The sequence below is a fragment of the Hymenobacter arcticus genome (genome assembly GCF_054779975.1).
This window is the reverse complement of sequence record NZ_BAAGXF010000003.1, coordinates 156,400-181,082: the sequence shown is the minus strand read 5'-3', so window position 1 is coordinate 181,082 and position 24,683 is coordinate 156,400. Positions and strand designations below refer to the sequence as shown.

General features: G+C 59.3%; 25 protein-coding genes. 20 read left to right on the top strand and 5 right to left on the bottom strand.

All coding sequences use genetic code 11. The annotated features are described in order from the left end of the window. The 10 genes from ACYVGC_RS07260 (at position 1) to groL (ending at position 10,811) form a co-directional block, all read left to right on the top strand. Positions 1–1,425, top strand: a complete 1,425-nt coding sequence (locus ACYVGC_RS07260) for a tetratricopeptide repeat protein (protein WP_460583147.1) — start codon at positions 1–3, stop codon at positions 1,423–1,425. A gap of 9 nt (positions 1,426–1,434) precedes the next feature. After that, positions 1,435–2,748 (top strand): anthranilate synthase component I family protein, encoded by a 1,314-nt coding sequence (locus tag ACYVGC_RS07255; protein ID WP_460583146.1) that lies wholly within the window; start codon positions 1,435–1,437, stop codon positions 2,746–2,748. 114 nt (positions 2,749–2,862) lie between these two features. Beyond that, positions 2,863–4,299, top strand: a complete 1,437-nt coding sequence (gene miaB / locus ACYVGC_RS07250) for a MiaB/RimO family radical SAM methylthiotransferase (RefSeq protein WP_460583145.1) — start codon at positions 2,863–2,865, stop codon at positions 4,297–4,299. Positions 4,300–4,575: 276 nt separating this feature from the next. Then, positions 4,576–4,797 carry a type II toxin-antitoxin system HicB family antitoxin gene (locus ACYVGC_RS07245; protein ID WP_460583144.1) on the top strand — a complete coding sequence of 74 codons (222 nt, stop codon included), beginning with the start codon at positions 4,576–4,578 and terminating at the stop codon, positions 4,795–4,797. Positions 4,798–4,812: 15 nt separating this feature from the next. Then, the gene (locus ACYVGC_RS07240; RefSeq protein ID WP_460583143.1) at positions 4,813–6,144 is read left to right on the top strand and encodes a sigma-54 interaction domain-containing protein; all 1,332 of its coding nucleotides are present in this window, start codon (positions 4,813–4,815) and stop codon (positions 6,142–6,144) included. Then, positions 6,125–6,670 (top strand): LptE family protein, encoded by a 546-nt coding sequence (locus ACYVGC_RS07235; protein WP_460583142.1) that lies wholly within the window; start codon positions 6,125–6,127, stop codon positions 6,668–6,670. Before ACYVGC_RS07240 ends, ACYVGC_RS07235 begins: the two co-directional genes overlap by 20 nt. An 89-nt stretch (positions 6,671–6,759) precedes the next feature. Next, positions 6,760–8,196 (top strand): hypothetical protein, encoded by a 1,437-nt coding sequence (locus ACYVGC_RS07230; RefSeq protein ID WP_460583141.1) that lies wholly within the window; start codon positions 6,760–6,762, stop codon positions 8,194–8,196. A gap of 15 nt (positions 8,197–8,211) precedes the next feature. Then, positions 8,212–8,577 carry a preprotein translocase subunit SecG gene (secG, locus tag ACYVGC_RS07225; RefSeq protein ID WP_460583140.1) on the top strand — a complete coding sequence of 122 codons (366 nt, stop codon included), beginning with the start codon at positions 8,212–8,214 and terminating at the stop codon, positions 8,575–8,577. Between the two features lie 242 nt (positions 8,578–8,819). Continuing rightward, complete coding sequence (gene groES, locus ACYVGC_RS07220) at positions 8,820–9,110, top strand: co-chaperone GroES (RefSeq protein ID WP_197487401.1); 291 nt, start codon at positions 8,820–8,822, stop codon at positions 9,108–9,110. A gap of 54 nt (positions 9,111–9,164) precedes the next feature. Continuing rightward, entirely contained in the window at positions 9,165–10,811 is a 1,647-nt protein-coding gene (groL, locus tag ACYVGC_RS07215) for a chaperonin GroEL (protein ID WP_460583139.1), read from the top strand. A 152-nt stretch (positions 10,812–10,963) separates the two neighbouring features. Here the strand turns inward: groL and ACYVGC_RS07210 are convergent, their stop codons facing one another. Next, on the bottom strand, positions 10,964–12,529 hold the full coding sequence (locus tag ACYVGC_RS07210; protein WP_460583138.1) for a peptide MFS transporter: 1,566 nt from the start codon (positions 12,527–12,529) through the stop codon (positions 10,964–10,966). Positions 12,530–12,883: 354 nt separating this feature from the next. Between ACYVGC_RS07210 and pckA the strand changes: the two genes are divergently transcribed. Beyond that, positions 12,884–14,500: a phosphoenolpyruvate carboxykinase (ATP) gene (gene pckA, locus ACYVGC_RS07205; RefSeq protein WP_460583137.1), complete on the top strand. Its 1,617-nt coding sequence runs from the start codon at positions 12,884–12,886 to the stop codon at positions 14,498–14,500. A 114-nt stretch (positions 14,501–14,614) separates the two neighbouring features. Here pckA and ACYVGC_RS07200 read toward each other — a convergent pair whose 3' ends face one another. Both ACYVGC_RS07200 and ACYVGC_RS07195 read right to left on the bottom strand, forming a co-directional pair. Continuing rightward, positions 14,615–15,121 carry a hypothetical protein gene (locus tag ACYVGC_RS07200; RefSeq protein ID WP_460583136.1) on the bottom strand — a complete coding sequence of 169 codons (507 nt, stop codon included), beginning with the start codon at positions 15,119–15,121 and terminating at the stop codon, positions 14,615–14,617. Then, entirely contained in the window at positions 15,121–15,816 is a 696-nt protein-coding gene (locus tag ACYVGC_RS07195) for an NUDIX hydrolase (protein WP_460583135.1), read from the bottom strand. Before ACYVGC_RS07195 ends, ACYVGC_RS07200 begins: the two co-directional genes overlap by 1 nt. 144 nt (positions 15,817–15,960) lie before the next feature. Between ACYVGC_RS07195 and ACYVGC_RS07190 the strand changes: the two genes are divergently transcribed. After that, positions 15,961–16,485 carry a metallophosphoesterase family protein gene (locus ACYVGC_RS07190; RefSeq protein WP_460583134.1) on the top strand — a complete coding sequence of 175 codons (525 nt, stop codon included), beginning with the start codon at positions 15,961–15,963 and terminating at the stop codon, positions 16,483–16,485. Between the two features lie 108 nt (positions 16,486–16,593). Here ACYVGC_RS07190 and ACYVGC_RS07185 read toward each other — a convergent pair whose 3' ends face one another. Together ACYVGC_RS07185 and ACYVGC_RS07180 are read right to left on the bottom strand one after the other, a co-directional pair. Continuing rightward, positions 16,594–16,902, bottom strand: a complete 309-nt coding sequence (locus ACYVGC_RS07185) for a hypothetical protein (protein ID WP_460583133.1) — start codon at positions 16,900–16,902, stop codon at positions 16,594–16,596. A 35-nt stretch (positions 16,903–16,937) separates the two neighbouring features. Further along, positions 16,938–17,123, bottom strand: coding sequence for a hypothetical protein (locus ACYVGC_RS07180; protein WP_460583132.1), 186 nt, complete (start codon positions 17,121–17,123; stop codon positions 16,938–16,940). Between the two features lie 179 nt (positions 17,124–17,302). Between ACYVGC_RS07180 and ACYVGC_RS07175 the strand changes: the two genes are divergently transcribed. The 8 genes from ACYVGC_RS07175 to ACYVGC_RS07140 all read left to right on the top strand — a co-directional run bounded on the left by ACYVGC_RS07175 (position 17,303) and on the right by ACYVGC_RS07140 (position 24,676). Next, complete coding sequence (locus ACYVGC_RS07175; protein WP_460583131.1) at positions 17,303–18,337, top strand: threonine aldolase family protein; 1,035 nt, start codon at positions 17,303–17,305, stop codon at positions 18,335–18,337. Positions 18,338–18,429: 92 nt separating this feature from the next. Continuing rightward, positions 18,430–19,068, top strand: coding sequence for a metallophosphoesterase (locus ACYVGC_RS07170; RefSeq protein WP_460583130.1), 639 nt, complete (start codon positions 18,430–18,432; stop codon positions 19,066–19,068). 59 nt (positions 19,069–19,127) lie between these two features. Beyond that, positions 19,128–19,790: a DNA-3-methyladenine glycosylase family protein gene (locus ACYVGC_RS07165; protein ID WP_460583129.1), complete on the top strand. Its 663-nt coding sequence runs from the start codon at positions 19,128–19,130 to the stop codon at positions 19,788–19,790. Between the two features lie 142 nt (positions 19,791–19,932). Then, positions 19,933–21,507 carry an acyl-CoA carboxylase subunit beta gene (locus ACYVGC_RS07160; protein WP_460583128.1) on the top strand — a complete coding sequence of 525 codons (1,575 nt, stop codon included), beginning with the start codon at positions 19,933–19,935 and terminating at the stop codon, positions 21,505–21,507. A gap of 10 nt (positions 21,508–21,517) precedes the next feature. Then, complete coding sequence (locus tag ACYVGC_RS07155; protein WP_460583127.1) at positions 21,518–21,799, top strand: hypothetical protein; 282 nt, start codon at positions 21,518–21,520, stop codon at positions 21,797–21,799. Positions 21,800–21,818: 19 nt separating this feature from the next. Continuing rightward, a complete protein-coding gene (locus tag ACYVGC_RS07150) occupies positions 21,819–22,889 on the top strand; it encodes a M42 family metallopeptidase (RefSeq protein WP_460583126.1) in 1,071 nt (356 codons plus the stop codon). A gap of 72 nt (positions 22,890–22,961) precedes the next feature. Further along, a complete protein-coding gene (locus ACYVGC_RS07145) occupies positions 22,962–23,777 on the top strand; it encodes a helical backbone metal receptor (protein ID WP_460583125.1) in 816 nt (271 codons plus the stop codon). A gap of 41 nt (positions 23,778–23,818) precedes the next feature. Further along, a complete protein-coding gene (locus tag ACYVGC_RS07140) occupies positions 23,819–24,676 on the top strand; it encodes a dienelactone hydrolase family protein (protein WP_460583124.1) in 858 nt (285 codons plus the stop codon). Positions 24,677–24,683 lie beyond the last annotated feature (7 nt).

Below are 24,683 nucleotides of genomic sequence, written 5' to 3'. Positions count from 1 at the left end.
ATGCCAGAACTTCCCGACGCCACGCCTACCCTCTCCCCCACCGCCGGCCGCGCCTACGCTGAGCTGCTCAAGCTCAAAGTGGGCACCTGCCGCCAGCTGTTGGCCGCCGAGCCGCCCCGCGCCGTTAGCACCTTACTGGTGGCCGATTGCGCCGACTTTGTAGAGTTGCTCATCGGCCAGGATGCCCGCCGCTACGAGGCCACCGCCACCGCCCAGGCTTCGCGGCTAACCACCCTGGATGCCGCCCCGCCCGGCGCGCTGCGCGACTACGCCTTGGTGGAAATTCGCCTGCATCAGGCGCTCACGCAAATCGTGTTTCACCACGAGGTGCGCGGGGCTTGGAACCTCCGCCAAACCGCCCTGCTGGCGCAGGCCGCCGCCCAGCGCTATCCAGCGTATTTGCCCATTCGTAAAACGCTGGGGCTGTGCCAGTTCGGCATCGGCTCGCTACCCGAAGGCTACCACTGGTTTTTGCGGCTGCTAGGTTTGCGCGGTAGCGTGGAGGAAGGCCTGCGCAACCTGGGGCTGGCCGCCGCCCAGCCCCACGACTTTCAGCCCGAAAGCCGGATTCTGCTGGCACTCATCCGCGAAGCGTATTACAAGAAGGGCGATGAAAGCCTGGCCGTAGCCAGCCAGCTGGCCCGTGAGCAACCTGACAATCTACTTTTTAGCTACCTGGTCGTCAGCCTCCACAAGCGGCAGCACCACGGCGAGGAGGCGCTGGCCGCCTATCGCGCCCGGCCCACCGGCCCCGCCTACCTGCCCCTGGCCTACCTGCACCACCTGGTGGCCGACCTGCTGCTCTACCGTGGCGACTACGCCGCCTCCACCGCCGAAAACCAGCAGTTTCTGCGCGATTTTCGGGGCGAGTACTACCGCAAGGATGCCGCCTTCAAGCTCTACCTGGCGGCCTGGCTGGGCGGCGCGCCGGCCGCCACCACCGAGACCTACCGCCAGCAAATCAACCTGGCCGGCCCGCTCACCATTGAGGAGGATAAGTACGCCCAGCGCTTTTACCACGATGCGCAGCCGCTTAATACGACCCTCACCCGCGCCCGCCTGCTCACCGATGGTGGCTATTATGCGCAGGCGCTGAGCACATTACAGCAGTTTCGGCTCACGCCTACCACACCCGTACGCGACCAGCTCGAAGCGCCTTACCGCCGCGCCCGCGTGTGGCAGGGCCTCACCCGCCCCGACTCGGCCCGCGCCGACTACCTGCGCACCTTACGGCGCTCGGCGGCGCTCGGCGGCCCGGCCTACTACTTTGCCCCGCAAGCGGCTTTGCAGCTGGGCTACCTCGCGGTGGCCGCCGGCCAGCGCACGGCGGCCAAGGCTTATTTCGAGCAAGCCATGGCCTTTCCGGAGCACGAATACAAAAACAGCACCGACCAAAAAGCCAAGCTGGCCCTGCGCGGGTTATAAGCGAGTTTTATGCTGACCATCCCGCTCACCGACCTTCCCGCCGACTTCCGCGCCCGCGCCTTGCAGTGGGCCGCTGGCTTTGTACACTGCGCTTATTTTGAGCCGAATGACTTGCAGCAGTCGGCCGCCGGCACCTTTTCGCGGCTGCTGGCCGTGGCCTCGGCCGCGCCAGGCGCCCCCGCCACGCTGGCCGCGCTGCCGGCCTACCTGAGCGGCCCACCCTACCAACCCCCGCGGTGTGGCTTTATCACGTATGATGTTAAGAATGAGATAGAAGCACTGAGCAGTGCGAACTTCTTGGGGCTTGCCTGGCCCGCGCTACATTTCTTTCTACCCGAAACGTGCCTGTATTGGCAAAATGGCGCGGTAGTGATTCAGGGAGCTGTAACTGATGTGCTGGCCGCCATCCTGGCGACGGAAGTGCCCGTATCGCCGCCACCCGCCGTGCCACCGCTGCGTTCCCGCATGCCCCGCGCCGATTACCTGCAAGCCGTGGCCAACGTGCGCGAGGACATTCTCAACGGCGAAGTGTACGAGTTGAACCTCTGCCAGGAATTCTACGCCGAAGGCGTGAGCCTAGACCCCGTAGCCACGTTTTGGCGGCTCAACGAAGCTTCGCCCGCGCCCTACGCGGGCTTCCTGCGCTACCATGACCACTATTTACTATGCGCCTCACCCGAATGCTTTCTTACTAGAAAAGAGTCAGTTATCACGTCGCAGCCCATCAAAGGTACCCGGCGGCGCGGGGCCACGCCTACCCAAGATGAAGCCCAGCGCCTGGCCTTACTGCACGATGAAAAGGAGCGCGCCGAAAATCTGATGATAGTGGACCTCGTGCGCAACGACCTGGCCCGCATTGCGTTGCCCGGCACGGTAGCAGTACCCGAACTATTTGGCACCTACGGCTTCAAGCACGTATGGCAGCTCATTTCCACCGTACAAGCCGAGTTGCGGCCCGACCTAGACCTGGCCGATATTCTGCGCGCTACCTTCCCGATGGGCTCCATGACGGGCGCGCCCAAAATCCGGGCGATGGAGCTTATCGAACAGTACGAGGTTAGCCGGCGCGGCCTTTATAGCGGCAGCTTCGGCTTCGCGTGGCCCGGGCCGGGCGGCGAATTTGAATTTAACGTGGTGATTCGCAGCCTACAATACCGCGCCGATACCGGCTACCTCAGCCTGCAAGTCGGCTCGGCCATCACCTACGACTCGGTGCCCGAGCAGGAGTACGCCGAGTGCCTGCTCAAAGCCCAGGGCATGCTGGAGGCGCTTTCTACAGTTATCAGTGAGCAGTCATCAGTTATCAGCTCGTCTGGCCGTTAAATGGACTGATAACTGCTCACTGATAACTGCTCTACCCTGCCATTCTGTCATTTCCCAGCGGTAATATGTATCTTTGTTACCTGCCCGGCGATAAGCCGCGGCTCCTCGCCTGCTATGTCTCAACCGCTCATTACGTTAGATTTTCTCGATAAAGCACCAGTCACCGAAGCGGCTGCCCTGCCCGCCGATGTGCACGTAAGTGCCGCCACCGGCACGGGCGGCGCACGCAAGCTCTACATCGAGAGCTACGGCTGCCAGATGAATTTTTCGGACTCCGAAATCGTGTCCAGCATTCTGGCCGCCGAGGGCTTCGACACCACCGAGGACCTGGCCACCGCCGACTTGGTGCTACTCAACACCTGCTCCATCCGCGAGAAGGCTGAGCAGACCGTGCGCATGCGCCTGCGGCAAATCAACTCGCACAAGAAGCGCCGTCCCGGCATGCTGGTAGGCGTACTCGGCTGCATGGCCGAGCGTCTGAAAAGTAAGTTTCTGGAGGAAGAAAAAATCGTGGACCTCGTAGTCGGTCCCGATGCCTACCGCGACTTGCCGCAGCTCATTGCCCAGGTCGATGGCGGTCAAAAGGCGGTGAACGTGTTGCTGAGCCGCGAGGAAACCTACGCCGACATCACGCCCGTGCGCCTGAACTCCAACGGCGTGTCGGCCTTCATTAGCATCATGCGGGGCTGCGACAACATGTGCTCATTTTGCGTGGTGCCCTTCACCCGCGGCCGCGAGCGCAGCCGCGATGCCGTGAGCATTGTGCAGGAAGCCCGCGACCTGGTAGCCGCTGGCTACAAAGAAGTTACCCTACTGGGCCAAAACGTAGACTCCTACAAATGGGCCAGCGAAGACGGTATTGAGCGCGTTAATTTTGCGCAGCTATTAGAGCGCGTGGCGCTGGTGAGCCCCGAGCTGCGCGTGCGCTTTTCCACCTCGCACCCCAAGGATATTACCGACGAAGTGCTGCACACCATGGCGCGCTACGACAACATTTGCAAGTACTTGCACCTGCCCGCCCAAAGCGGCAACTCGCGCGTGCTGGAACTCATGAACCGCACCTACGACCGCGCCTGGTACGAGGACCGCGTGGCCGCCGTGCGCCGCATCCTTGGCGACGATTGCGCCATCTCGACCGACATGATTGCCGGCTTCTGCTCTGAAACCGAGGAGGAGCACCAGGATACGCTCAGCCTGCTCGACCACGTGCAGTACGACATGGCCTACATGTTCTTCTACTCGGAGCGCCCCGGCACCCTGGCCGCCCGCAAGCTCGCCGACGATATTCCGCTGGAAGTCAAGAAGCGCCGCCTCCAGGAAATCATCGACCGCCAGCAGGCACACAGCCGCGCCCGCTACGAGCGCGGCGTGGGCCGCGTGCACCAGGTGCTGGTCGAGAATTTTTCGAAGCGCTCCAAAGACGACCTCAGCGGCCGCAACAGCCAGAGCCAGGTGGTTATTTTCCCGAAGGGTGATTACAAGAAAGGCGACTACGTTAACGTGTTAGTGCATACTAACACAGGCGGTTCGCTCATTGGCGAAGCAGTATGAGTCAGCGGCAGAAGTTTTTACAGCTGCTGCTGAGTACTTCTAATGCGCAAAGTGTGGAATTTCAGGCATTATGCAGGTTTCTATTATCATTGGGGCTTCAGCAGCGTATTCGGGGCAGCCACCATATTTTTGGTCTTACTGGTATTCCTGAAGTCCTTAATTTACAGCCCGGCTCAGGTAGCGACGCTAAGCCTTACCAAGTCAAACAAGTCCGCGCATTTCTACTCAAATACCAAAGCGAGCTGAACCTGTCAATCAATTAATAAACCACTAACCATGTATAATCCAGCTCGTTACCCGGTCATAGTGTATTGGAGCGAAGAGGACCAGGCTTATTTAGTGGAAGTGCCCGACTTACCCGGTTGCATGGCCGATGGTCCTACCCAGGCCGAAGCTATCGCTAACTCTCGCATTATTATTCAGGAGTGGCTCGACTTTTCTAAAGAACTAGGTAACCCCATTCCAGCTCCTAGCGAGCGGCTGAACATAGCCGCTTAACTACTGACTACGAACTTGACAAACCAGGAAATTCAATCTATTAAGCAGCGCTTCGGCATTATCGGCAACGCGCCGGCGCTGAACTACGCCATTCAGGTGGCCACGCAGGTCGCGCCCACGGACATGACCGTGCTCATCACCGGCGAAAGCGGGTCGGGCAAGGAGTCATTTTCCAAGATTATCCACGCGCTTTCGCCGCGCAAGCACGGGCAGTTCATCGCCATCAACTGCGGTGCCATTCCGGAGGGCACCATCGACTCGGAGCTTTTCGGGCACGAAAAAGGCGCCTTTACGGGCGCCAATGAGGCGCGCAAGGGCTACTTTGAGGTCACCGACGGCGGCACCATTTTCCTGGATGAGATTGCCGAGATGCCGCTCGGCACCCAGGCCCGCCTGCTGCGCGTGCTCGAAAACGGCGAGTTTATTCGCGTGGGTAGCAGCAAGGTGCAGAAAACAGACGTGCGCGTGGTAGCCGCAACCAACGTGAACCTGCTCGACCGGGTGCAGGCCGGCAAGTTTCGCGAGGACTTGTACTACCGCCTCAACACGGTGCCCATCACGGTGCCGCCGCTGCGCGACCGGGGCGATGATATCTACCTGCTGTTCAGGAAGTTTACGGCCGACTTTTCGGAGAAGCACCGTGTCAAGCCCATCAGCCTCACGCCCGATGCGGTGCGGTTGCTCACGCGGTTTCGCTTTCCAGGTAACATTCGGCAGCTCAAGAACTTAGCTGAGCAGATTTCAGTATTGGAGATGGAGCGCGAGGTCGATGCCACGCGCCTCACTACCTACCTGCCCGCCGCCCAGACCTCGCTGCTGCCGGCGCTGGTGCCCGGCCACGGCGCGGGCGGCGATTTCGGCTCGTACTCAGAACGCGATATCCTGTACCGGCTGCTGTTCGACATGCGCCGCGACATGACCGACCTCAAAAAAGTGGTATTAGAGTTGGCCACCGGCAACCGCCCCGCCGCGGCCGCCGACACCCAGGAGCTGCTGCGCCAGAACAGCCACTTGTTCAACAATTTAAACGACTCCTCACCCTACCCAAACCCCGAAGGCGCGCCCGAAGCCCCCAACGGCTACTACCTGCCCGCCAGCCCCGCCGCGCCGCTACGCGTGGATGTGAGTTCGGCCAACTACGCCGACGAAGAGGACATCGACCAGACCGAGGACATCTCGCACGAAACGGAGGAAGAAACACTCTCGCTCGATGCTGTGGAGAAAGAGATGATTCTCAAGGCGTTGAAGAAACACCACAACAAGCGCAAGTACGCCGCCCAGGACCTCGGCATTTCGGAGCGCACTCTCTACCGCAAGCTCAAGCAATATGACCTCGAATCAGCCTAAGGCAACGCGCCGCCGGGCGCTGGCCCTGCTGGCGCTGCCCGTGCTGCTGCTGTGCGGCGGCTGCGGCATCTACTCGTTCAACGGCACCAACATCGACCCCACGGTCAAGACGATTTCCATCCAAACCTTCCAGAACACTGCGCCCAACGCGCCTGCGTACCTGGCCCAACGCTTTACGGAGGATATTAAGGACTATTTCCAGCGCAATACCACCCTCAAGCTGGTGCCGCGCGATGGCGACCTGCAATTTGACGGTACCATTGTGGCCTATGATTTTGCGCCGGCCGCCATTCAGCAGGCCGGGGGCGTGCCATCGGCCGGGGCCAACCGCCTCACCGTTCAGGTGCAGCTGCGCTTCACCAACACCAAGGATAATAAGCAGGATTTTGAGCAAACCTTCCAGAGCCAGAAGGATTTTGCCTCCACCCAGGACATTGCGGCCGTGAACAACGACCTCGCTTCGGTGCGCGAAATCACGCGCAACATTATCAGCGATATGTTCAACAAATCCGTTGCCAACTGGTAACGCAGCGAGTTGGCCGGTTGCCTAATAAATTGTAAAGAATGGGAAACGCCTGATTTACACCTTACTCAGCGCGCGTTAGCTTTTCACTGGTGAGTTCGCTTTTAAGCGCTCCTCCTATCCTGTGTAACTTGCTCGGCTCCTACTTCTTCCCGCCTACCTCCTACCCCGCCGTGACGCGTGCCACCCTTCTCCAACTCTTAGCCCACCCCGCGGCCCTCAACGGGGCCGATGTGCGCGCGCTGGAGCAGCTGGCTGACGCCTTTCCCTATTGCCAAACGGCCCACCTGCTGCTAGCCAAAGCCGCGCACGACCAAGGCTCCATGCTGGCTGGCCAGCGCCTGCGCCGCGCCGCCACCTACGCCGCCGACCGCACCCAGCTGCGCCAGCTCATCGAGTTGCCCGTGCCGGCTGCCGTGCCCACCATACTGGTAGCCGCCGAAGCTAATATGGTAGCCCCGGCTCCCCTACCTACACCCACTTTCGCAGCCGATGAAGTACTTACCACTTCGCCGACTAGCGCACAAAGAGCTGAGCAGCAAGCAGTAGAACCCCTCGAAGATAAGCCCGACCAAGTAATTGGCCAAGCAGATTCTACCGATGTGCTCCCCGAGGCTGAGGCAGAACCAGAAGAAGCAATCGCATTCGCTGAGTCACCTTCCCTATTTGAAGTCGAGTTGCCTACCGCAACCGAAGTACCCGAGCCAGTTCCGCTTATTGAGCCCGAACTACCGGCCGCAACCGAATTGCCCGAGCTTACTTCGCCCAGTGAGCCCGAGTTGCCGGCCACAACCGAAGCGGCTGAGCTACCCCCATTGCCCGAGGCTGAGTCGCCCGCTGAGGAAGTAGCCGAAGCAACGGTAGCGACGGAAGAAGAGCTGCCCATGCAGGCCCCACCCATCCGGCCGCCGGCCGGGGCTGCCGCCGCCCGCTTCGAGTTTGGCTTGGCCGAGCAGGAGCCCGCCGAAATCACCGCCTACCGCCTGCCTGAACTAGCGGAGATTATCGCCCCCGTCGGCAAGGTAGCTGCGTCCATTACCCCCCGGCTACCCGTTTTTCGAGGGCTGAAAGAGGTGAGCTATGTTCCCGAAGAAGGTAGCCGCTTGGGTTTTTGCCTGGTAGCGGCCGCCACGGCCGAGCTGCTGCCCGGCACCAGCCTGCCACCGGCCGGTGAGTTCTTTGCGCCCGATGCGCTACTGCTGGCCCACCTGGCCGCGCACCAGCTACCCAGCGAGCCCAGACCCAGCACTATTAGCCTGATTGACAGCTTTTTGCAGCGCGCACCGGCTACTACCCGCCGCCGTCAGCTTCCCTCGCTTACCGCCCCCGAGCCCGCGGCCCAGGCCGACCTTTCGGTGCGCAGCACACGCGCCGAGCCCGATTTAGCCTCCGAAAGCCTGGCCAAAATATTGGTTCGGCAGGGGAAAACTGACCGCGCCATTGCAGTTTATGAGCGTCTTATGGTGAAACACCCAGAAAAAATGGCGTACTTTGCAGCCCAAATTGAATCTTTGCGCCCGTCGGCGTAGCTTTTACTTTATTCCATGTACCTCGCCTTAGTTGCTATCATCCTGGTTGTTTGTTTCTTCCTGGCCATCGTTGTGCTCGCCCAAAACCCCAAAGGGGGTGGCCTCAGCAGCCAGTTTGGCGCGGGGGGCGCGGCTAACCTCATGGGCGTGAAGCGCACCGGCGACCTGCTCGAAAAACTCACCTGGGGCTTTGCCGTGGGTGTGATTGTGCTGACCCTGGCTACGCACATGATTGGCGGCGGCAGCAATGGCCCCGTGCGCAGCATTAACCAGCAAGCGGCCCAGAAAGCTGTAGTGCCCATAGCACCGGCCGCACCGGCTACCGCGCCCGCCCCGCAGCCGTCTACCTTGCCAGCGCCGGCTCCTCAGCCAGCCCCGTAGTTTAGCGTCCATCCAGATTAGCTTTCTGAAGCCAGTGGCTTCCGCTTCGAGCGGGCCACTGGCTTTTTTGTTGGCCGATTGCAGCCTTGGTTTAAGCGCCGAGAGTAACCTCATCTGCCAATCCGGCTAGTTGGGGCGCGCATTCTGTCAGGTTTAGGCGGTTGGCACATTTCGTGTCCATCGCCGCCGCAGGAGTTCCCTACTTCGTATTACCCAACACATCCATTTTCCCATTTCAACCAATGGCACTGAGCATTAAACCGCTGGCCGACCGCGTGGTCATCAAAGCCGCCGCCGCCGAAGCCACCACCAAGTCTGGCATCATCATCCCCGATACTGCCAAGGAGAAGCCCCAGCGTGGCGAAGTAGTAGCCGTCGGCGAAGGCCGCACCGCTGACAGCGGCAGCCTCATCAAGCCCCAGGTGAAGACCGGCGACCAAGTGTTGTACGGCAAGTGGACCGGTACCGAAATCACCCTGGACGGCGAGGACTACCTCATCATGCAGGAGAAAGACATTCTGGCCGTTCTCTAGCCTACCGCCCCTCCCGGCGACCCATCTACCTAATATTCTAACTTGCCCACCACAATGGCTAAGAACATTCAATTTGATACCGAAGGCCGCGACCGCTTGAAGCGCGGCGTGGATAAACTGGCGAATGCCGTTAAAGTAACCCTCGGCCCGAAAGGCCGTAACGTCATCATCGACAAAAAGTTCGGCGCTCCTTCTATTACGAAGGACGGCGTAACGGTTGCCAAAGAAATCGAGCTGCGCGACCCCATTGAGAACATGGGCGCTCAGCTGGTGAAGGAAGTAGCTTCAAAGACGGCCGACCAGGCTGGCGACGGCACTACGACGGCCACCGTATTGGCCCAGGCCATCTACGCGGCGGGCTCGAAGAACGTAGCCGCCGGCGCTAACCCGATGGACTTGAAGCGCGGCATTGAAAAGGCGGTAATCGCCGTCGTGGCCAACCTGAAGGCCCAGTCGAAGCCGATTGCCAATAGCGCTGAAATTGCGCAGGTTGGTACCATCTCGGCCAACAACGACGCGGAAATCGGCAAGATGATTGCCGATGCCATGGATAAGGTTGGTAAAGAAGGTGTTATCACGGTGGAAGAAGCCCGTGGCACCGAAACCGAAGTAAAAACGGTAGAAGGCATGCAGTTTGACCGCGGCTACCTGTCGCCCTACTTCGTGACCAACCCCGAGAAGATGGAGACGGAGTTCGAGAACCCCTACATCCTCATCTACGACAAGAAAGTAAGCACCATGAAGGAGCTGCTGCCCGTGTTGGAGCAAGTACTTCAGACCGGCAAGCCCCTGCTCATCATTTCGGAAGATGTTGATGGCGAAGCACTTGCTACCCTGGTAGTAAATAAGCTGCGCGGCTCGCTGAAAATTGCTGCCGTAAAAGCCCCCGGCTTCGGCGACCGTCGTAAGGCGATGCTCGAAGACATCGCCACCCTCACGGGCGGTACGGTGATTTCGGAAGAGCGCGGCTATAAGCTTGAAAATGCTACCTTGGATTACCTCGGCACGGCCGAGAAAATCATCATTGACAAAGACAACACCACGATTGTCAATGGCAAAGGTCAGAAAGAGGACATTACCTCGCGCATTAACCAGATTAAGGCGCAGATGGAAACCACTACCTCAGACTACGACAAGGAGAAGCTGCAAGAGCGCCTTGCTAAGCTGAGCGGTGGCGTAGCCATCCTCTACATCGGTGCCAGCACGGAGGTAGAAATGAAGGAGAAGAAAGACCGCGTAGACGATGCCCTGCACGCTACCCGCGCCGCCGTTGAGGAAGGCGTGGTACCCGGCGGTGGCGTAGCCCTGGTGCGTGCCATCGAAGCTCTCGACGCGGTAGAAACCCTGAACGGTGACGAGCGCACGGGTGTCAACATCATCCGCACGGCCCTGGAGGCTCCCCTGCGTACCATCGTGCAGAACGCCGGTGGCGAAGGCTCGGTAGTAGTGCAGAAGGTGCGCGATGGCAAAGGCGACTTTGGCTACAACGCCCGCGAGGACCGCTACGAGAACCTGACGGCCGCTGGTATCATCGACCCGACCAAAGTAACCCGTTTGGCGCTTGAGAACGCTGCTTCTATCGCTGGCTTGTTGCTGACGACCGAAGCTGTTATCTCGGACGAGCCTGAGCCGAAGGAAGGCGGTGCCGGCCACGGTGATGGTGGCATGGGCGGTATGGGTGGCATGGGCGGCATGATGTAAACCGCAGATTCAAACGGATTTAACTGATTTCGCAGATACGCCGCTGAAGCGACTGACTAGCGACTTTTATTGAAGTTCGGTTGGATTAAATAGTGAAAAAGCCCCGTAGCGCAATGCGCTACGGGGCTTTTTTATGGGGCGCTGGCTGGTCGCTAAACGGTAGCTTCGGCTTCGCGGGCTTTCATGATATTCACCAGCTTAGGGCTGATAACGAGCAGGATAGCGGCGGCTACGGAGGCCGACACGACGAAGACCATGAAGAAGTCGTAGAGGTTGTTGATTTGGTAGCCGAACAACACCGGGGCCGGGGCTTTCGACTGGGGGTCGGGGTAGAGGCTGCTCATGTAGCCGGCCAGGTAGTTGGCGGCGGCGTTAGCCAAGAACCACACGCCCATCAGCAGCGAGGCGAACTTAACCGGGGCCAGCTTATTGACCAGCGACAAGCCAATGGGCGACAAGCACAGCTCGCCAATGGAGTGAAAGAAATACAGCGCCACCAAGAAGAACATGCTGACCTTAACCCCCGGCTGCAAGTCCTTCACCCCGAAGCACATAACCAGGTAACCCAGAGCTAGCAGCGCCAGGCCAATGGCCATTTTTACGGGCGAGGGCGGCTCGTTGCCACGCCGGCCCAGGGCCGTCCAAAGCACGGCCATGAGGGGGGCTCCGGCAATAACGAAGAAGGCGTTAAGATTCTGGAAGATGCTGGGCGGCAACGTGATACCGAACAGCGTACGGTCCATATTCTCCTTAGCAAAGAAGGTGAGCGAAGCCGGGGCCTGCTCGAAAGCAGCCCAGAAGAACACCACGAAAAACGACACTACGAAAATGACGATTACCCCCTGAATATCAGCCTTTGACAACGATTTATCGCTGAAAATCATGACGCCGATGCCTATCACCGCAATAAGTAGCAGCGGGGCAATGGTGGGAAACTTGGCCGAGTCGAGGTACAGGATACCCAGTATCAATACCAGCAGCACGGGCAAGAGGGCGAAAATGCCTTTGACCGTGGTAGAATGCGTAGGCGTGAGGCCGACCTCCTTGCCCTCCGGGGTGTGCAGGTATTTGCCTTTGCCCCAGTTGAAGACGAGCGTGCCGAACGTCATGGCAATGCCGCAGGCCAGGAAAGCCCAGCGAAAATCCTGGGAACGGCCGGTATCGCCGAGGAGGCTGGTGATGGTATTGCCAATGAGGGAGCCCAGGTTGATACCCATGTAGAAGATGGTGTAGGCCGCATCCTTGCGCTTGTCGCCCGGCGTGTAGAGCGAGCCTACCATCGACGAAATATTGGGTTTAAAAAACCCGTTGCCCACAATCATGGCTCCCAGGCCCAGGTAAAGCAGCCAGTGGCTAAGCGGGTGGTCACTGACACTGCCGTAGTTGCTGGCCGCAGCAAAGAGGACGAATTGCCCCAGGGCCATTAGCATTCCGCCGGTAAGGATGGAGCGCCGGTTGCCCCAGTACCGGTCCGAGATGTAGGCGCCAATGAGGGGCGTTAAGTAGATGAGACTAGTGTAGCCACCGTAGAACTTCGAGGCGAAGGCCTTATCCATCCGCATGGCATCGATGAGAAATAGCACCAGCACGGCGCGCATACCGTAGTAACTAAAGCGCTCCCACATTTCGGTGGCAAACAGGAGGTAGAGGCCGCGCGGGTGGCTGCCCGAGGCCGGTGTAGGCGTAGGCGGGTGCAGGCTGGCGGTAGCAGGTTGCATGCAGTAAACGAAGAAGTAAGGGAATAAGAAAAGGAAATGCTCCCCGCCGCGACAGGCTGGGGGTGGGTAAAGCTAACAAAACTTTGGGGTAATACCGGGCTGGCGTGCTTGCTAACCGAATCTATAAAGCCACACACTTCTCAGCGAATAAGTTATTCCAGCGAATTTTCGCTGGAATAACTTATTCGTTCGTACCTTGCGCAGGCAATGGATAGGTAAGGTGACTAAATTCCCTTTGCTACCATATGCTAGCAGCTTGTTACCGCTGATAAAATCGGATAACAATATCCCCGACCCACCAGCCTTGCGGCTATTCTTCTCCTCGCTTTTCACTCTTTTTTTACTTCTTTATTTATGGCTGACCAACAAGCCCTCGCTGCCCGTTTAGCTCCTTTAGGCTTTGCGCAGGTTCCGGCCCTGGCCCACCTCAACCTCACGCCCGCCGCGCTGGTTGAGCACGCCCTGCGCCGCCAGGAAGGCACCCTCACCGACACGGGCGCGCTCATGGCCGACACCGGCCAGTTTACGGGCCGCTCGCCCAAGGACCGCTTCCTGGTGAAGGACGCCGGCACGGCCGACAGCGTGTGGTGGGGCGATATCAACATTCCCTTCGAGCCCGCCAAATTTGAGCAGCTGCACCAGAAGATGGTAGCCTACCTGGCTGATAAAGAAGTATTTGTGCGCGAAGGCTACGCCGGAGCCAACCCCGACTACCAGCTCAAGCTACGCATGGTGAACGAGCTGGCGTGGCACAACTTGTTCTGCTACAACATGTTCCTGCGCCCGGCCGCGGGGGCCGATACGTCCTGGACGCCTGATTTCAGCATTATTTGCGCGCCTGGCTTTGAGGCTGACCCGGCGGTGGACGGCACCCGCCAGAAGAACTTCGCTGTTATTGACTTCACCCGCAAGCTGATTCTGATTGGCGGCACGGGCTACGCGGGCGAGATGAAGAAGGGCATTTTTGGCGTGCTCAACTACCTGCTGCCCCACCAGCACCACACGTTGCCCATGCACTGCTCGGCCAACGTGGGCGCGGCCGGCGACACCGCCATTTTCTTCGGCCTCTCGGGCACGGGCAAAACGACGCTCTCTACCGACCCCAACCGTGGCCTTGTGGGCGATGATGAGCACGGCTGGACGCCGGAGGGTAACATCTTCAACTTTGAGGGCGGCTGCTACGCCAAGGTCATCGACCTGAGCCAGCAGAAGGAGCCCGAAATCTGGGATGCCATCCGCTTCGGGGCCATTGTGGAGAACACGCGCTTCGTGCCCGGCACCCACACGGTAGACTACGCCAACAAGAGCGTGACCGAAAACACGCGCACGGCCTACCCTATCAACTTCATCCCCAACGCGATAGAGCCTTCGGTAGCCAGCGCGCCGAAGAATATTTTCTTCCTCACGGCCGACGCTTTTGGCGTACTGCCACCCATCAGCAAGCTCGACAAGAGCCACGCCATGTATCACTTCATGTCGGGCTACACGGCCAAGGTCGCCGGCACCGAAATGGGCATTACCGAGCCGCAAACCACGTTTTCGGCGTGCTTCGGGCAGGTATTTCTGCCGCTGCACCCTACCCGCTACGCCGAGATGCTGGGCCAGAAAATGGACGAAAACCCCGATGTCAACGTGTGGCTCATCAACACGGGCTGGACGGGCGGGGCCTACGGCACCGGCTCGCGCATGAAGCTGGCCTACACCCGCACCATGATTACGGCGGCCCTCTCGGGCGTGCTCAACGAGGTAAATTTCAAGCAGCACCCCATTTTTGGCGTGGCTGTGCCGGGGGCTGTGCCCGGCGTACCCAGCGAAATCCTGGACCCGCGCAACACCTGGGCCAACAAAGCCGCTTATGACCAAACGGCTACCGAGCTAGCCGAAAAATTCGTGCGCAACTTTGAAAAGTACGCCAGCTCGGCCAGCCCCGCAATACTGGCCGGAGCCCCCACGGTAGCAGTAGAAGCCTAAGCCTACCGCGTAGCCTGCGCTGTTCAAAACAAAAAGCCGCTCTTATTGCCACTACGGCAATAAGAGCGGCTTTTTCATAAAACTTTCTTTATCAATTACTTATGCATTATCGCATTAGTTCATATTTACAACGCGGAGGCCGATGAGATGGCCCGGCTTATTGGCCCGAAAAACTGGCAGCACGAGATAATCGCGGGCATTGGCCCGGAGGCTACCCTGCGCCATGAGGCTGTCTTCACGGTGGCCAAGCAACAGCAAGTCGCTTACTTGCCGGGTGCGCGCATCATAGCTAGCCAGCAGGGTGAGGCCACCCATGCGGAAGGACGTCAGGGAATCTTGCCGGTTTGCGCCGGGTGTACCAGTCAGCACCTGCAAAGGATTGGCAAAGCCAGACGGGAGCGCCTGGGCCGGGCCCAAGCGCTTGGACAGCCCATCAATGGATACTCCCAGCAGCGCCGGCACATTGGTAACGGGCGCAATGGCCCCCAGGTGCGACGCGGGTGGGGCAGCAGCCTGCCCCGACTCATGGGTGCCCGAACAACCAGCCAGCCAGCTACTGCCCGCCAAGAGCAGCCCGGCCAGGTAGTTAACCAACGTAGGAGACGAGGACCTGTTTTGCATTAATCCGTGGTTGCCTTGGCCGGCTTACCGGCCATTTCGCTCAAGTAGTGGCGCACCACTAAGGTAATGGATGCGTAGGATTCTTCCAAGCGGGCCAGGGCATCCTGCGGCGACATCCAGCGCACTTCCTCGATGTATTCTTCGGTTTGCGGACGCATTACGGAGTCGTCGAGGCACTGCATTACGTACCAGCTCGTCTTTTTTAGCATTTTATTGCCCTTGTAGGCATACGAGTGCCAGGTACTGGGCAGCTCCTCACCGAGCTCCACCTTGATATTGCACTCTTCCTCGACCTCCCGAATGGCTCCCAAGGCCACATCTTCGTCGCTCTTGAGCTTGCCCTTGGGCAAGTCCCATTTACCAAGGCGATAAATCATAAGTACCTGACCATCTTTTACAACTAGGCCGCCGGCCGCTTTGGCAATCTTAAACTGGTCCTTGAGGTGCAGAATAAGATTTTTCTTTTTGCGGGCCATCATGGTGAGGGTTTTCAGCTTTTTGAGCTTTTTCACCTCCATCAGGCGGAGCAGGCGGTCGAGAAAAGCGGCCGTCGCGTCGCGCACCAGCACATCGCCCACGAGGTCTTTGCTCGTGAACTCGTCATCGGCTCCAAGTACGAGGTCGTATTTGTGCTTGTATACCTTGTCACTGAACTTTTTAATAATCAGTGGGACATCGTTGATGAAGACGTTCATCGGAAGTAAGTCAAAAAAAGAAGCGGCGCAACTGGGCAACTGCCCAAACCAATAGGATGCCCCATACGGTGGAGCGCGCCACAAGATACGGGGTAGCCGGTTTTTTGAGCGCGCGCCGCGGCTGCGTCGCATCTTTGCCACCCTATGACGCGCATCGCTCTCCTCTCCGATACCCACGGCTATTTCGACACCCGCATCGCGCACCACCTGCGCGGGGCCGACGAAATATGGCACGCGGGCGACTTTGGCTCTTCGGAGCTGGTGCTACGGCTAACCGCCCTGGCACCCGTATTTCGGGGGGTATATGGCAACATCGACGGCACCGATATTCGCTATACCGAACCGCTGGTGCAAAACTTCAGTGTGGAGGGCTTGTCGGTATTGATGACGCACATTGGGGGCTACCCCGGGCACTACGCGCCCGCCGCGCGGCAGCTGCTGGCCCAGGCGCGGCCGGGTTTGTTCGTGTGCGGCCACTCGCACATCTTGCGCGTCATGCCCGACCCCAAGCTTGGGCTGCTGACCCTGAACCCCGGCGCGGCCGGGCGGCACGGCTTCCACAAGGTGCGCACGTTGCTACGCTTCGGCATTGACAAGGGCAAGGTGGTGGAGATGCAAGCGGTGGAGCTGGGGCCCCGCACGGCCCTGCTGGATGTGCCCGCCGGGTAAGCTGCTCTTTTGCGCACTGGCTATACCCTAGCTTCTGCTAAAAGCAAAAAGCCCTCAACTGCACTAGTTGAGAGCTTTTTGAGTGGTAGAGCTAGTTAATCGGCTGGTTTACAGCGATATTTCGGGCTTGGGGTGTTCGCCGGCCTGGCCTTCTTCGGTTACCGGCTTAGTTTCGGCCTCAGCGGCATCGAAACCCACGGTACCGGTTTGGTTGGCTTCCGTAGCTTGGTTTTTCTCGGGGCTTTTGCTTTCGAGTGCGTGCTTGGCACCTTCAACCAAGTTGTGGGCAGCTTCCTGCACGGCTTCGGTGGCTTTTTCCACGAGGCTGTTGTGGGTTACGGCATCAGCAGCATCGGCGGCCAGGTGCTTTACCTTATCGGCAGCGGCGGTGGCGGCAGCGGCAGCCTTGGCCAGCAAGCCTTCGGCTTTGGGCTCGGCGGCAGCTTCGGGAGTTAGGCTAGGCTTTTTTTTTTGTCGGCCTCCGTGGTGGGGGTCGACTCAGCGAAGCGCGACTTCAGCTCGTCCAAGTCCACGTTCTTCAGCACGGGCGTACGCAGCAAGTTCTTGATTTTGCGCACTTCATTGTTGGCACGGGCGATGTTTTTGCGGTGCTTACGCTTCAGACGGGTAACAGACATGATATTCGGGGCAATTAGAGTTCTGGGGGGAGTTCCGGCAAATGAGGTGCAAAAATAAGCTTTTACTTTTGAACTGCCAAACCTTATTTCAAGCACTTCGCTACTAGTAACCAGATAACCGCCCTTACGCCGTTACCTGTATACATAAAGGAGCGGCCCCTCGTTTTCTACCCCAGCCCATGACCCCGACCATCGACCTGCGCTCCGACACCGTAACGCGCCCCACCCCCGCCATGCTGGCCGCCATGCTGGCCGCGCCCGTCGGCGACGACGTGTATGAGGAAGACCCCACCGTGCGCCAGCTCGAAGAAAGCCTAGCCGCCCGCTTCGGGATGGTGGCTGGCCTGTTTTGCCCCTCGGGCACGATGACCAACCAAATTGCTATTATGGCGCACTGCCCGCCGCTATCGGAAGTCATCTGCGAAGCCACGGCCCACGTGTATCTGTGGGAAGTGGGCGGCATTGCGCACCACGCCCGCGCCTCAGTGGCGCTGCTACCCGGCGACCGGGGCCGCCTCACGGCCGGGCAAATAGCGGCGGCCATCCGGCCGGCCAACAACGTGCATTACCCCACCACCCGCCTCGTGTGCCTCGAAAACACGCACAACCGAGGCGGCGGCAGCTGCTACGCGTGGAGCGAGCTGGAAGCAATCGCGGCCTTTACCAAAAAGCAAGGCTTGGCCCTGCACCTGGATGGGGCGCGCATTTTTAACGCGCTCGTGGCCACCGGGCAGCGCAGCGAGGACTACGGCCGGCTGTTCGACTCCATTTCGGTGTGCCTGAGCAAAGGACTCGGTACTCCGGTTGGGTCCGTGCTACTAGGCTCCGCCGACTTCATTCAGCAGTGCAAGCGTCTGCGCAAGCTAATGGGCGGCGGCTGGCGGCAGGCGGGCTACCTGGCCGCGGCCGGGCTGTTTGCCTTGGAAAACAACGTGACGCGGCTGGCTGATGACCACCGCCGCGCCGCCGCGCTGGCCGAGGCCCTGCGCCCGCTGCCCTACGTGGCCGAAATACTAGCGTCCGAAACTAACCTGGTGATTTTTCGGCTCGACGAAAGCCGCCTGACGGTAGCCGACTGCCTGGCTCGCCTCGAAGCGCAAGGTATCAAGGCTAGTGGCTTTGGCGGCAGCTGGGTGCGCTTCGTGACGCATCTTGATGTGGACGATGCCATGCTGGCGCGCGTGGTGGCCGCCCTGTCGACACTGGCAAGCTAAGTACCAGTAATTGGCCTTTTTAGTGAGTTAAACCGCTTTTTAGGGCACCTCCCGGCCGCACTGACTGTTGAGAATTGCGTATGAATTTCTTTGTGATTGCCGACGTTCACGGCTGCCTGCACACCTTTCGCGAGCTGCTCACGCACTGGCGGCCGGCTGAGGAAATGCTGGTGCAGCTCGGCGACCTGGTGGACCGGGGCAACTACTCGCCCCAAACCGTGGAGTTGTGCCGCCAGCTCAGCCAGGATTTCCCCGATAAAACGGTGTTTCTGCAAGGCAACCACGACTGGGCCATGGCCAAGCACGTGGGCCTGAATGTTCCTTATAAGGCGTGGCTGGGCTGGGGCGGCCGTGCCACCTTGCAGCAGTATCAGGCGCACCGGCAGCTGCTGGCTCCGCATGCCGCCTGGCTGAGCGAGCGGCCACTGTACTGGCAAAACGACCACGTGCTGTTCTCCCATGCCGGCTTTGCTGACGTGCCCGCGCCGCTCGACCCCACCAGCAACGACGGTGTGCTGTGGCGACGCGGGCCGCTGCACAATACCGGTCAGCTGCAGGTAGTTGGCCACACGCCCACCGCCAGCCACCGGCCCGAGTGCGACGAAGCTTCCCACACTATTTACCTCGACACCGGCGCGTCCGACGGGCATTACCTCACCGGGCTGCGCCTGAGCGAAACCGGCGAGATGCTAGAGGCTATTGCGGTGCCGACTGTGCTCGCCGACCAGTAACCACCCCCAAATTGCTGAACAAACCCATACTTATTTAAAGTATTGATTATCAATTAATTATGAGCAAATCAACCAGCCAGCTAGCTGAAGCTGAACCCCACTGGCACGCCGCTGGCCTCACCCACCTCGCACAGGCTGACCCTATACTAGCCCAGGCCATTGCCAATGCGGCCGGCCCGGTGCGCCCCGCGGCCCACGAAGACCTGTACCTGGCGCTGCTGCGCGCCATTGTGAGCCAGCAGATTTCAACCAAGGCGGCAGCGGCCATCTGGCGGCGCTTCACAGCGCTATTCCGGCCCGACGGCTACCCCGAGCCCCGCGAAGTGCTGCGCATGAGCGAAGACGAGCTGCGCGAAGCTGGCCTATCGCGCCAAAAGGCCGGCTACCTCCAGGCCATTGCCGAGTATCAGGAGCGCGGGCTGCTTGATTACGAGCATCTTAGCCAGCTCGAATCAGAAGCCTTTACCACGCACCTCACCGCCATCAAAGGCGTGGGCCGCTGGACCGCCCAGATGCTGCAAATGTTTGCTCTTGACCAGCCCGACGTGTTCAGCGAAGGCGACCTAGGTATCCAAAACGCCATGCGCAAGCTCTATGGCCTCGAAGAAACCGGCCGCGCCCTACAAAAGCGTATGCTGGTGCTAGCTGAACCGTGGCGACCCTACCGCTCGCTGGCCTGCAAGTACTTGTGGCGCACACTGGATGCGCCACCAGCAGCGTAAGTTAACCTGGGCCCTGCCTAAATCCGTGCGGGCTTTGTAGTTCGCACCACTGCCGCCACCCCATTATTCTTCAGGCGCAGACTACAAAGTCCGCGTTACATTTGGGCTTTACGCTCACGTTACTCCCCTACCGCTCTCCCCAATGGCCGACCCCCACGTAGCCACCCACCCCGCCGCCTCTGCCACCGAATTGCTGGCCGCCAAAAACCAGGAAGCCCTGCTCGGCGGCGGCCAGGCCCGCATCGACGCCCAGCACAAAAAAGGTAAGCTCACCGCCCGCGAACGCCTTGACCTACTGCTCGATGAGGGTTCATTTGAGGAAATCGGCAAGTTTGTGATGCACCGCTCCAAAGACTTTGGCCTCGACAAAGAATACTACCTCGGCGACGGCGTAGTAACGGGCTACGGCACCGTGCACGGCCGCCTGGTTTACGTCTTCTCGCAGGATTTCACGGTGTTTGGCGGCTCGCTAAGCGAGACGCACGCCGAGAAAATCGTTAAAATAATGGACCTGGCCATGAAGAATGGCGCGCCCGTTATCGGCCTCAACGACTCGGGCGGCGCGCGCATTCAGGAGGGCGTGGTGAGCCTTGGCGGCTACGCCGACATCTTCTATAAGAACACGCTGGCCAGTGGCGTGGTGCCGCAGCTCTCGGCCATTATGGGGCCGTGCGCGGGCGGCGCGGTGTACTCGCCAGCCATTACGGACTTCATTTTGATGGTCGAAAACACGAGCTATATGTTTGTGACCGGCCCCAACGTGGTAAAAACCGTGACCCACGAAAACGTGACCAGCGAGGAACTCGGCGGGGCCAGCACCCACTCCACCAAGAGCGGCGTGACGCACTTCACGGCGGCCAACGAGGTGGTTATCATTCAGCAGCTCAAGCAGTTGCTGAGCTACATGCCCCAAAACTGCGAGGAAACCGCGCCCGCCGTGGCCTACGAGGCGGGCCAGGACGAGAGCCGCCCGGCCCTCGACACCCTCATTCCGGCCAACGCCAACCAGCCCTACGATATTCGCGAAGTCATTGAGGGTCTGATTGATGCAGAGTCTTTCATGGAAGTGCACCAGAACTTTGCCGAGAACATTGTGGTGGGTTTTGCGCGGCTGGCGGGCCGCAGCATTGGCATTGTGGGCAACCAGCCGGCCGTGCTGGCCGGCGTGCTCGACATCAATGCCAGCACCAAGGCCGCCCGCTTCGTGCGCTTCTGCGACTCGTTTAATATTCCGCTACTAGTGCTGGAGGACGTGCCCGGTTTCTTGCCCGGCACCGACCAGGAGTGGCGCGGTATCATCACCAACGGCGCCAAGCTGCTCTACGCCTTCTGCGAGGCCACCGTGCCGCGCATCACCGTGATTACCCGCAAGGCCTACGGCGGCGCGTATGATGTGATGAACAGCAAGCACATCGGGGCCGACCTCAACTTTGCCTGGCCTACCGCCGAAATCGCCGTAATGGGCGCCAAGGGCGCGGCCGAAATTATTTTCAAGCGCGAAATCGCGGCGGCCGAAAACCCCGAGGCCAAGCTCCAGGAAAAGGTGGATGAATACCAGCAGAAATTTGCCACGCCGTACCGCGCCGCCCACCGAGGCTTTGTGGACGAGGTAATTCTGCCTTCGCAAACCCGGCAGAAATTAATTCGGGCCTTTAAAATGCTGGAAAACAAAGTAGATACCTTACCGCGTAAAAAGCACGGGAACATTCCGCTTTAAGCGCACGCGCATGAACTGGCAGGCCAACGGCAATATTCTTTTGGGTATCGGCGCCTTTGCCCTGCTGATAGGTTTGCTGCTGCGATTTAAGGCGGGTCGGTGGCTTTTGGCCGCGCTGCTGGTGCTGCTTATGCTGGGTTCGCTGCTGGGCGGCGACTGGCACGCCTTGAGCGACGGCAACCCAGACATTGACGGTGACCCGCACAAAATCAGTCGCTATTGGTTGATAGGCGGTAGCGTTCTTCTAGCGCTGGGGCTGGCGTTTCGCTCACTGGCCAGCCAGTCGATTTAATTATTTTTTTCTTTCGCGTATGCGCCCTGAATCATTCGAATTTCTCGAAAAATACCTCAATAACTCCTCCCCCACCGGTTTTGAAAAAGAAGGCCAAAAACTGTGGCTGGAATACATTAAACCCTACATCGACGAGTATTTTGTTGATACCTACGGTACCGTAGTGGGCGTAATTAATCCTGAAGCGAAATACAAAGTGGTCATTGAGGCGCACGCCGATGAGATTTCGTATTTCGTTAATTACATCACCAAGGAAGGCTACCTGTACCTGCGCCGCAACGGCGGCTCCGATGCCTTGGTGGCGCCCAGCAAGCGGGTAAATATTTACGGCGAAAAAGGCGTAGTCAAAGGCATTTTTGGCTGGCCGGCCATCCACGTGCGCAAGGTGGAGCAGGACAAAGCGCCCACCATCGAAACGATTTTCCTGGACTGCGGCGCATCATCGGCCGATGAGGTGGCCGAAATGGGCATTCATGTGGGCTGCGTGGTGACGTTTGAGGATGAGTTTACGGTGCTCAACGATAAGTACTACGTGGGCCGCGCGCTCGACAACCGCGTGGGCGGTTTCATGGTGGCCGAGGTGGCTCGCATGCTGAAAGAGAACGGTAAAAATCTGCCCTTCGGCCTCTACATCGTGAATGCTGTGCAGGAAGAAATTGGCCTGCGCGGGGCTGAAATGGTGGCCCACCGTATTGCCCCCGACGTGGCCATTGTTACCGATGTGACGCACGACACGCAGTCGCCGATGTACGAGAAGAAGACGAGCGGCGATATTTTCTGCGGCAAAGGCCCGGTAATTACCTACGGCCCGGCCGTGCAGAATAATCTGCGCGATTTAATTATCACCACGGCCAAGGAAACAGATATCCCGTTTCAGCGCGCCGCCGCTACCCGCGCCACCGGCACCGATACCGACGCGTTTGCCTATTCGGGCTCGGGCGTGGCGGCGGCGCTTATCTCGCTGCCGCTCAAGTACATGCATACCACCGTCGAAACGGTGCACAAGGACGATGTGGACAGCGTAACGCGCCTCATCTACGAGACGCTGCTGCGCATTGAGGACGGGCAGGATTTCCGGTATTTCAGCTAAGTAGTTTCTTTCAGTTTAAAAGCGGCTGCATGTAGTGTGCAGCCGCTTTTTTAATTAACAGCAATTAGTAACATGGCCTATAATTCTCATCAACGGCAAATAGAAGTAGTTGACCAAATGGGAAGGCACGTGCGCTTATTCCATCCCCCGCTGCGCATTGTATCGTTAGTGCCTTCGCAGACTGAATTATTATTTGACCTTGGCCTGCAAAAGCAGCTGGTAGGCGTAACCAAATTCTGCATTTATCCCGAATATGCCCGACACAAAGCAGAGGTAATTGGCGGCACGAAGGATTTTAATTTCGCAAAAATCAGAGCTACTCAGCCGGACTTAATACTTGGTAATAAAGAAGAGAATTATGTAGAAGGCATTACCGAGTTAGAGAAATCATATCCGGTTTGGATGAGCAATATTACCGACTTGCCCGAAGCACTTGATATGATACGCCGTGTGGGACAACTTACTGGCAAACAATTAGCTGCTGAGCCGCTAGCGGCTGAAATAACCAATTCCTTTGCTGCGTTAGCCGCCCAAGAGCCACTTATCCCGGCTGCTTATTTCATTTGGCGCAAGCCGTACATGGCGGCGGCCAGCGGCACTTTTATTGACGACATGTTGCGGCGGGCGGGCTTTCGCAACGTGTTTGCGCACCTCGGCCGCTACCCGGAGATAACGTCGGCACAATTGGCGGCGGCCGCGCCAGAGCGCATTTTTCTATCATCGGAGCCATACCCGTTCAAAGACAAGCACTTGGCGGAATTTCAGGAAATTTGTCCGGCGGCCAAAACCCAGTTGGTTGATGGCGAGCTATTCAGCTGGTACGGAAGCCGGCTGCGCTTGTCAGCGGCTTATTTCCAAACGCTACGGGCTGCGCAGGACCTGAAATAAGCTGGCCGGCAATACCTTGCGCCCCTAATCTCCCCCGCCCTATGGACCAGCGCATTATCAACCTGTTTGACGAGTACACCCACCGCCCGCTGTCGCGCAAGGAATTTCTAGACCGGTTGCTGCTGCTGGCGGGCACGGTGGCGCTGGCCACCACGGCCCTCTCGGTGCTGGAGCCGGGCTACGCCCAGGCCGCCACCGTGCAGCCCCTGGCCAATGACCTGGTGGAGGAAACCGTGACCTGGCCCGGTGACGAGGCCCCCGTGAGCGGCTATCTGGTGCACCCCAAGGGCAAGAAAAAGCGCGGCGCGGTGGTAGTCATTCACGAAAACCGGGGGCTTACGCCTCACATTAAGGACGTGACGCGGCGAGTGGCGCAGACGGGCTACCTGGCGCTGGGCGTCGATGCGCTGTCGGTAGTGGGCGGCACGCCGGCCGATGAGGACAAGGGCCGCGAGCTAATCGGCCAGCTCGACGCGGCCAAAAACCTCAATAACTACCTCGCCGCCCTCACCTACCTGCGCGCCCGGCCCGAGAGCAACGGCCGCACCGGCTGCGTGGGCTTCTGCTGGGGCGGCGGGCTCGCCAACCAGCTGGCGGTGCACGACCCCAAGCTCGATGCCGCCGTGGCCTACTACGGCCAGCAGCCCAAGGCCGAGGATGTGCCCCAAATTAAAGCCAGCATTATGCTGCACTACGGCGGCCTCGACCAGCGTATCAACGCGGGCATCCCGGCCTACGAAGCAGCGCTGAAAGCGGCCCACACTCCCTACGAGCTATTTGTGTACGAAGGCGTTAACCACGCTTTTAACAACGATACCTCCCCCGCCCGCTACAATGCCGAGGCCGCTAAACTGGCCTGGGAGCGCACGCTGCGGCTGTTTAAGGCGAAGCTGGGGTAATTTTTCA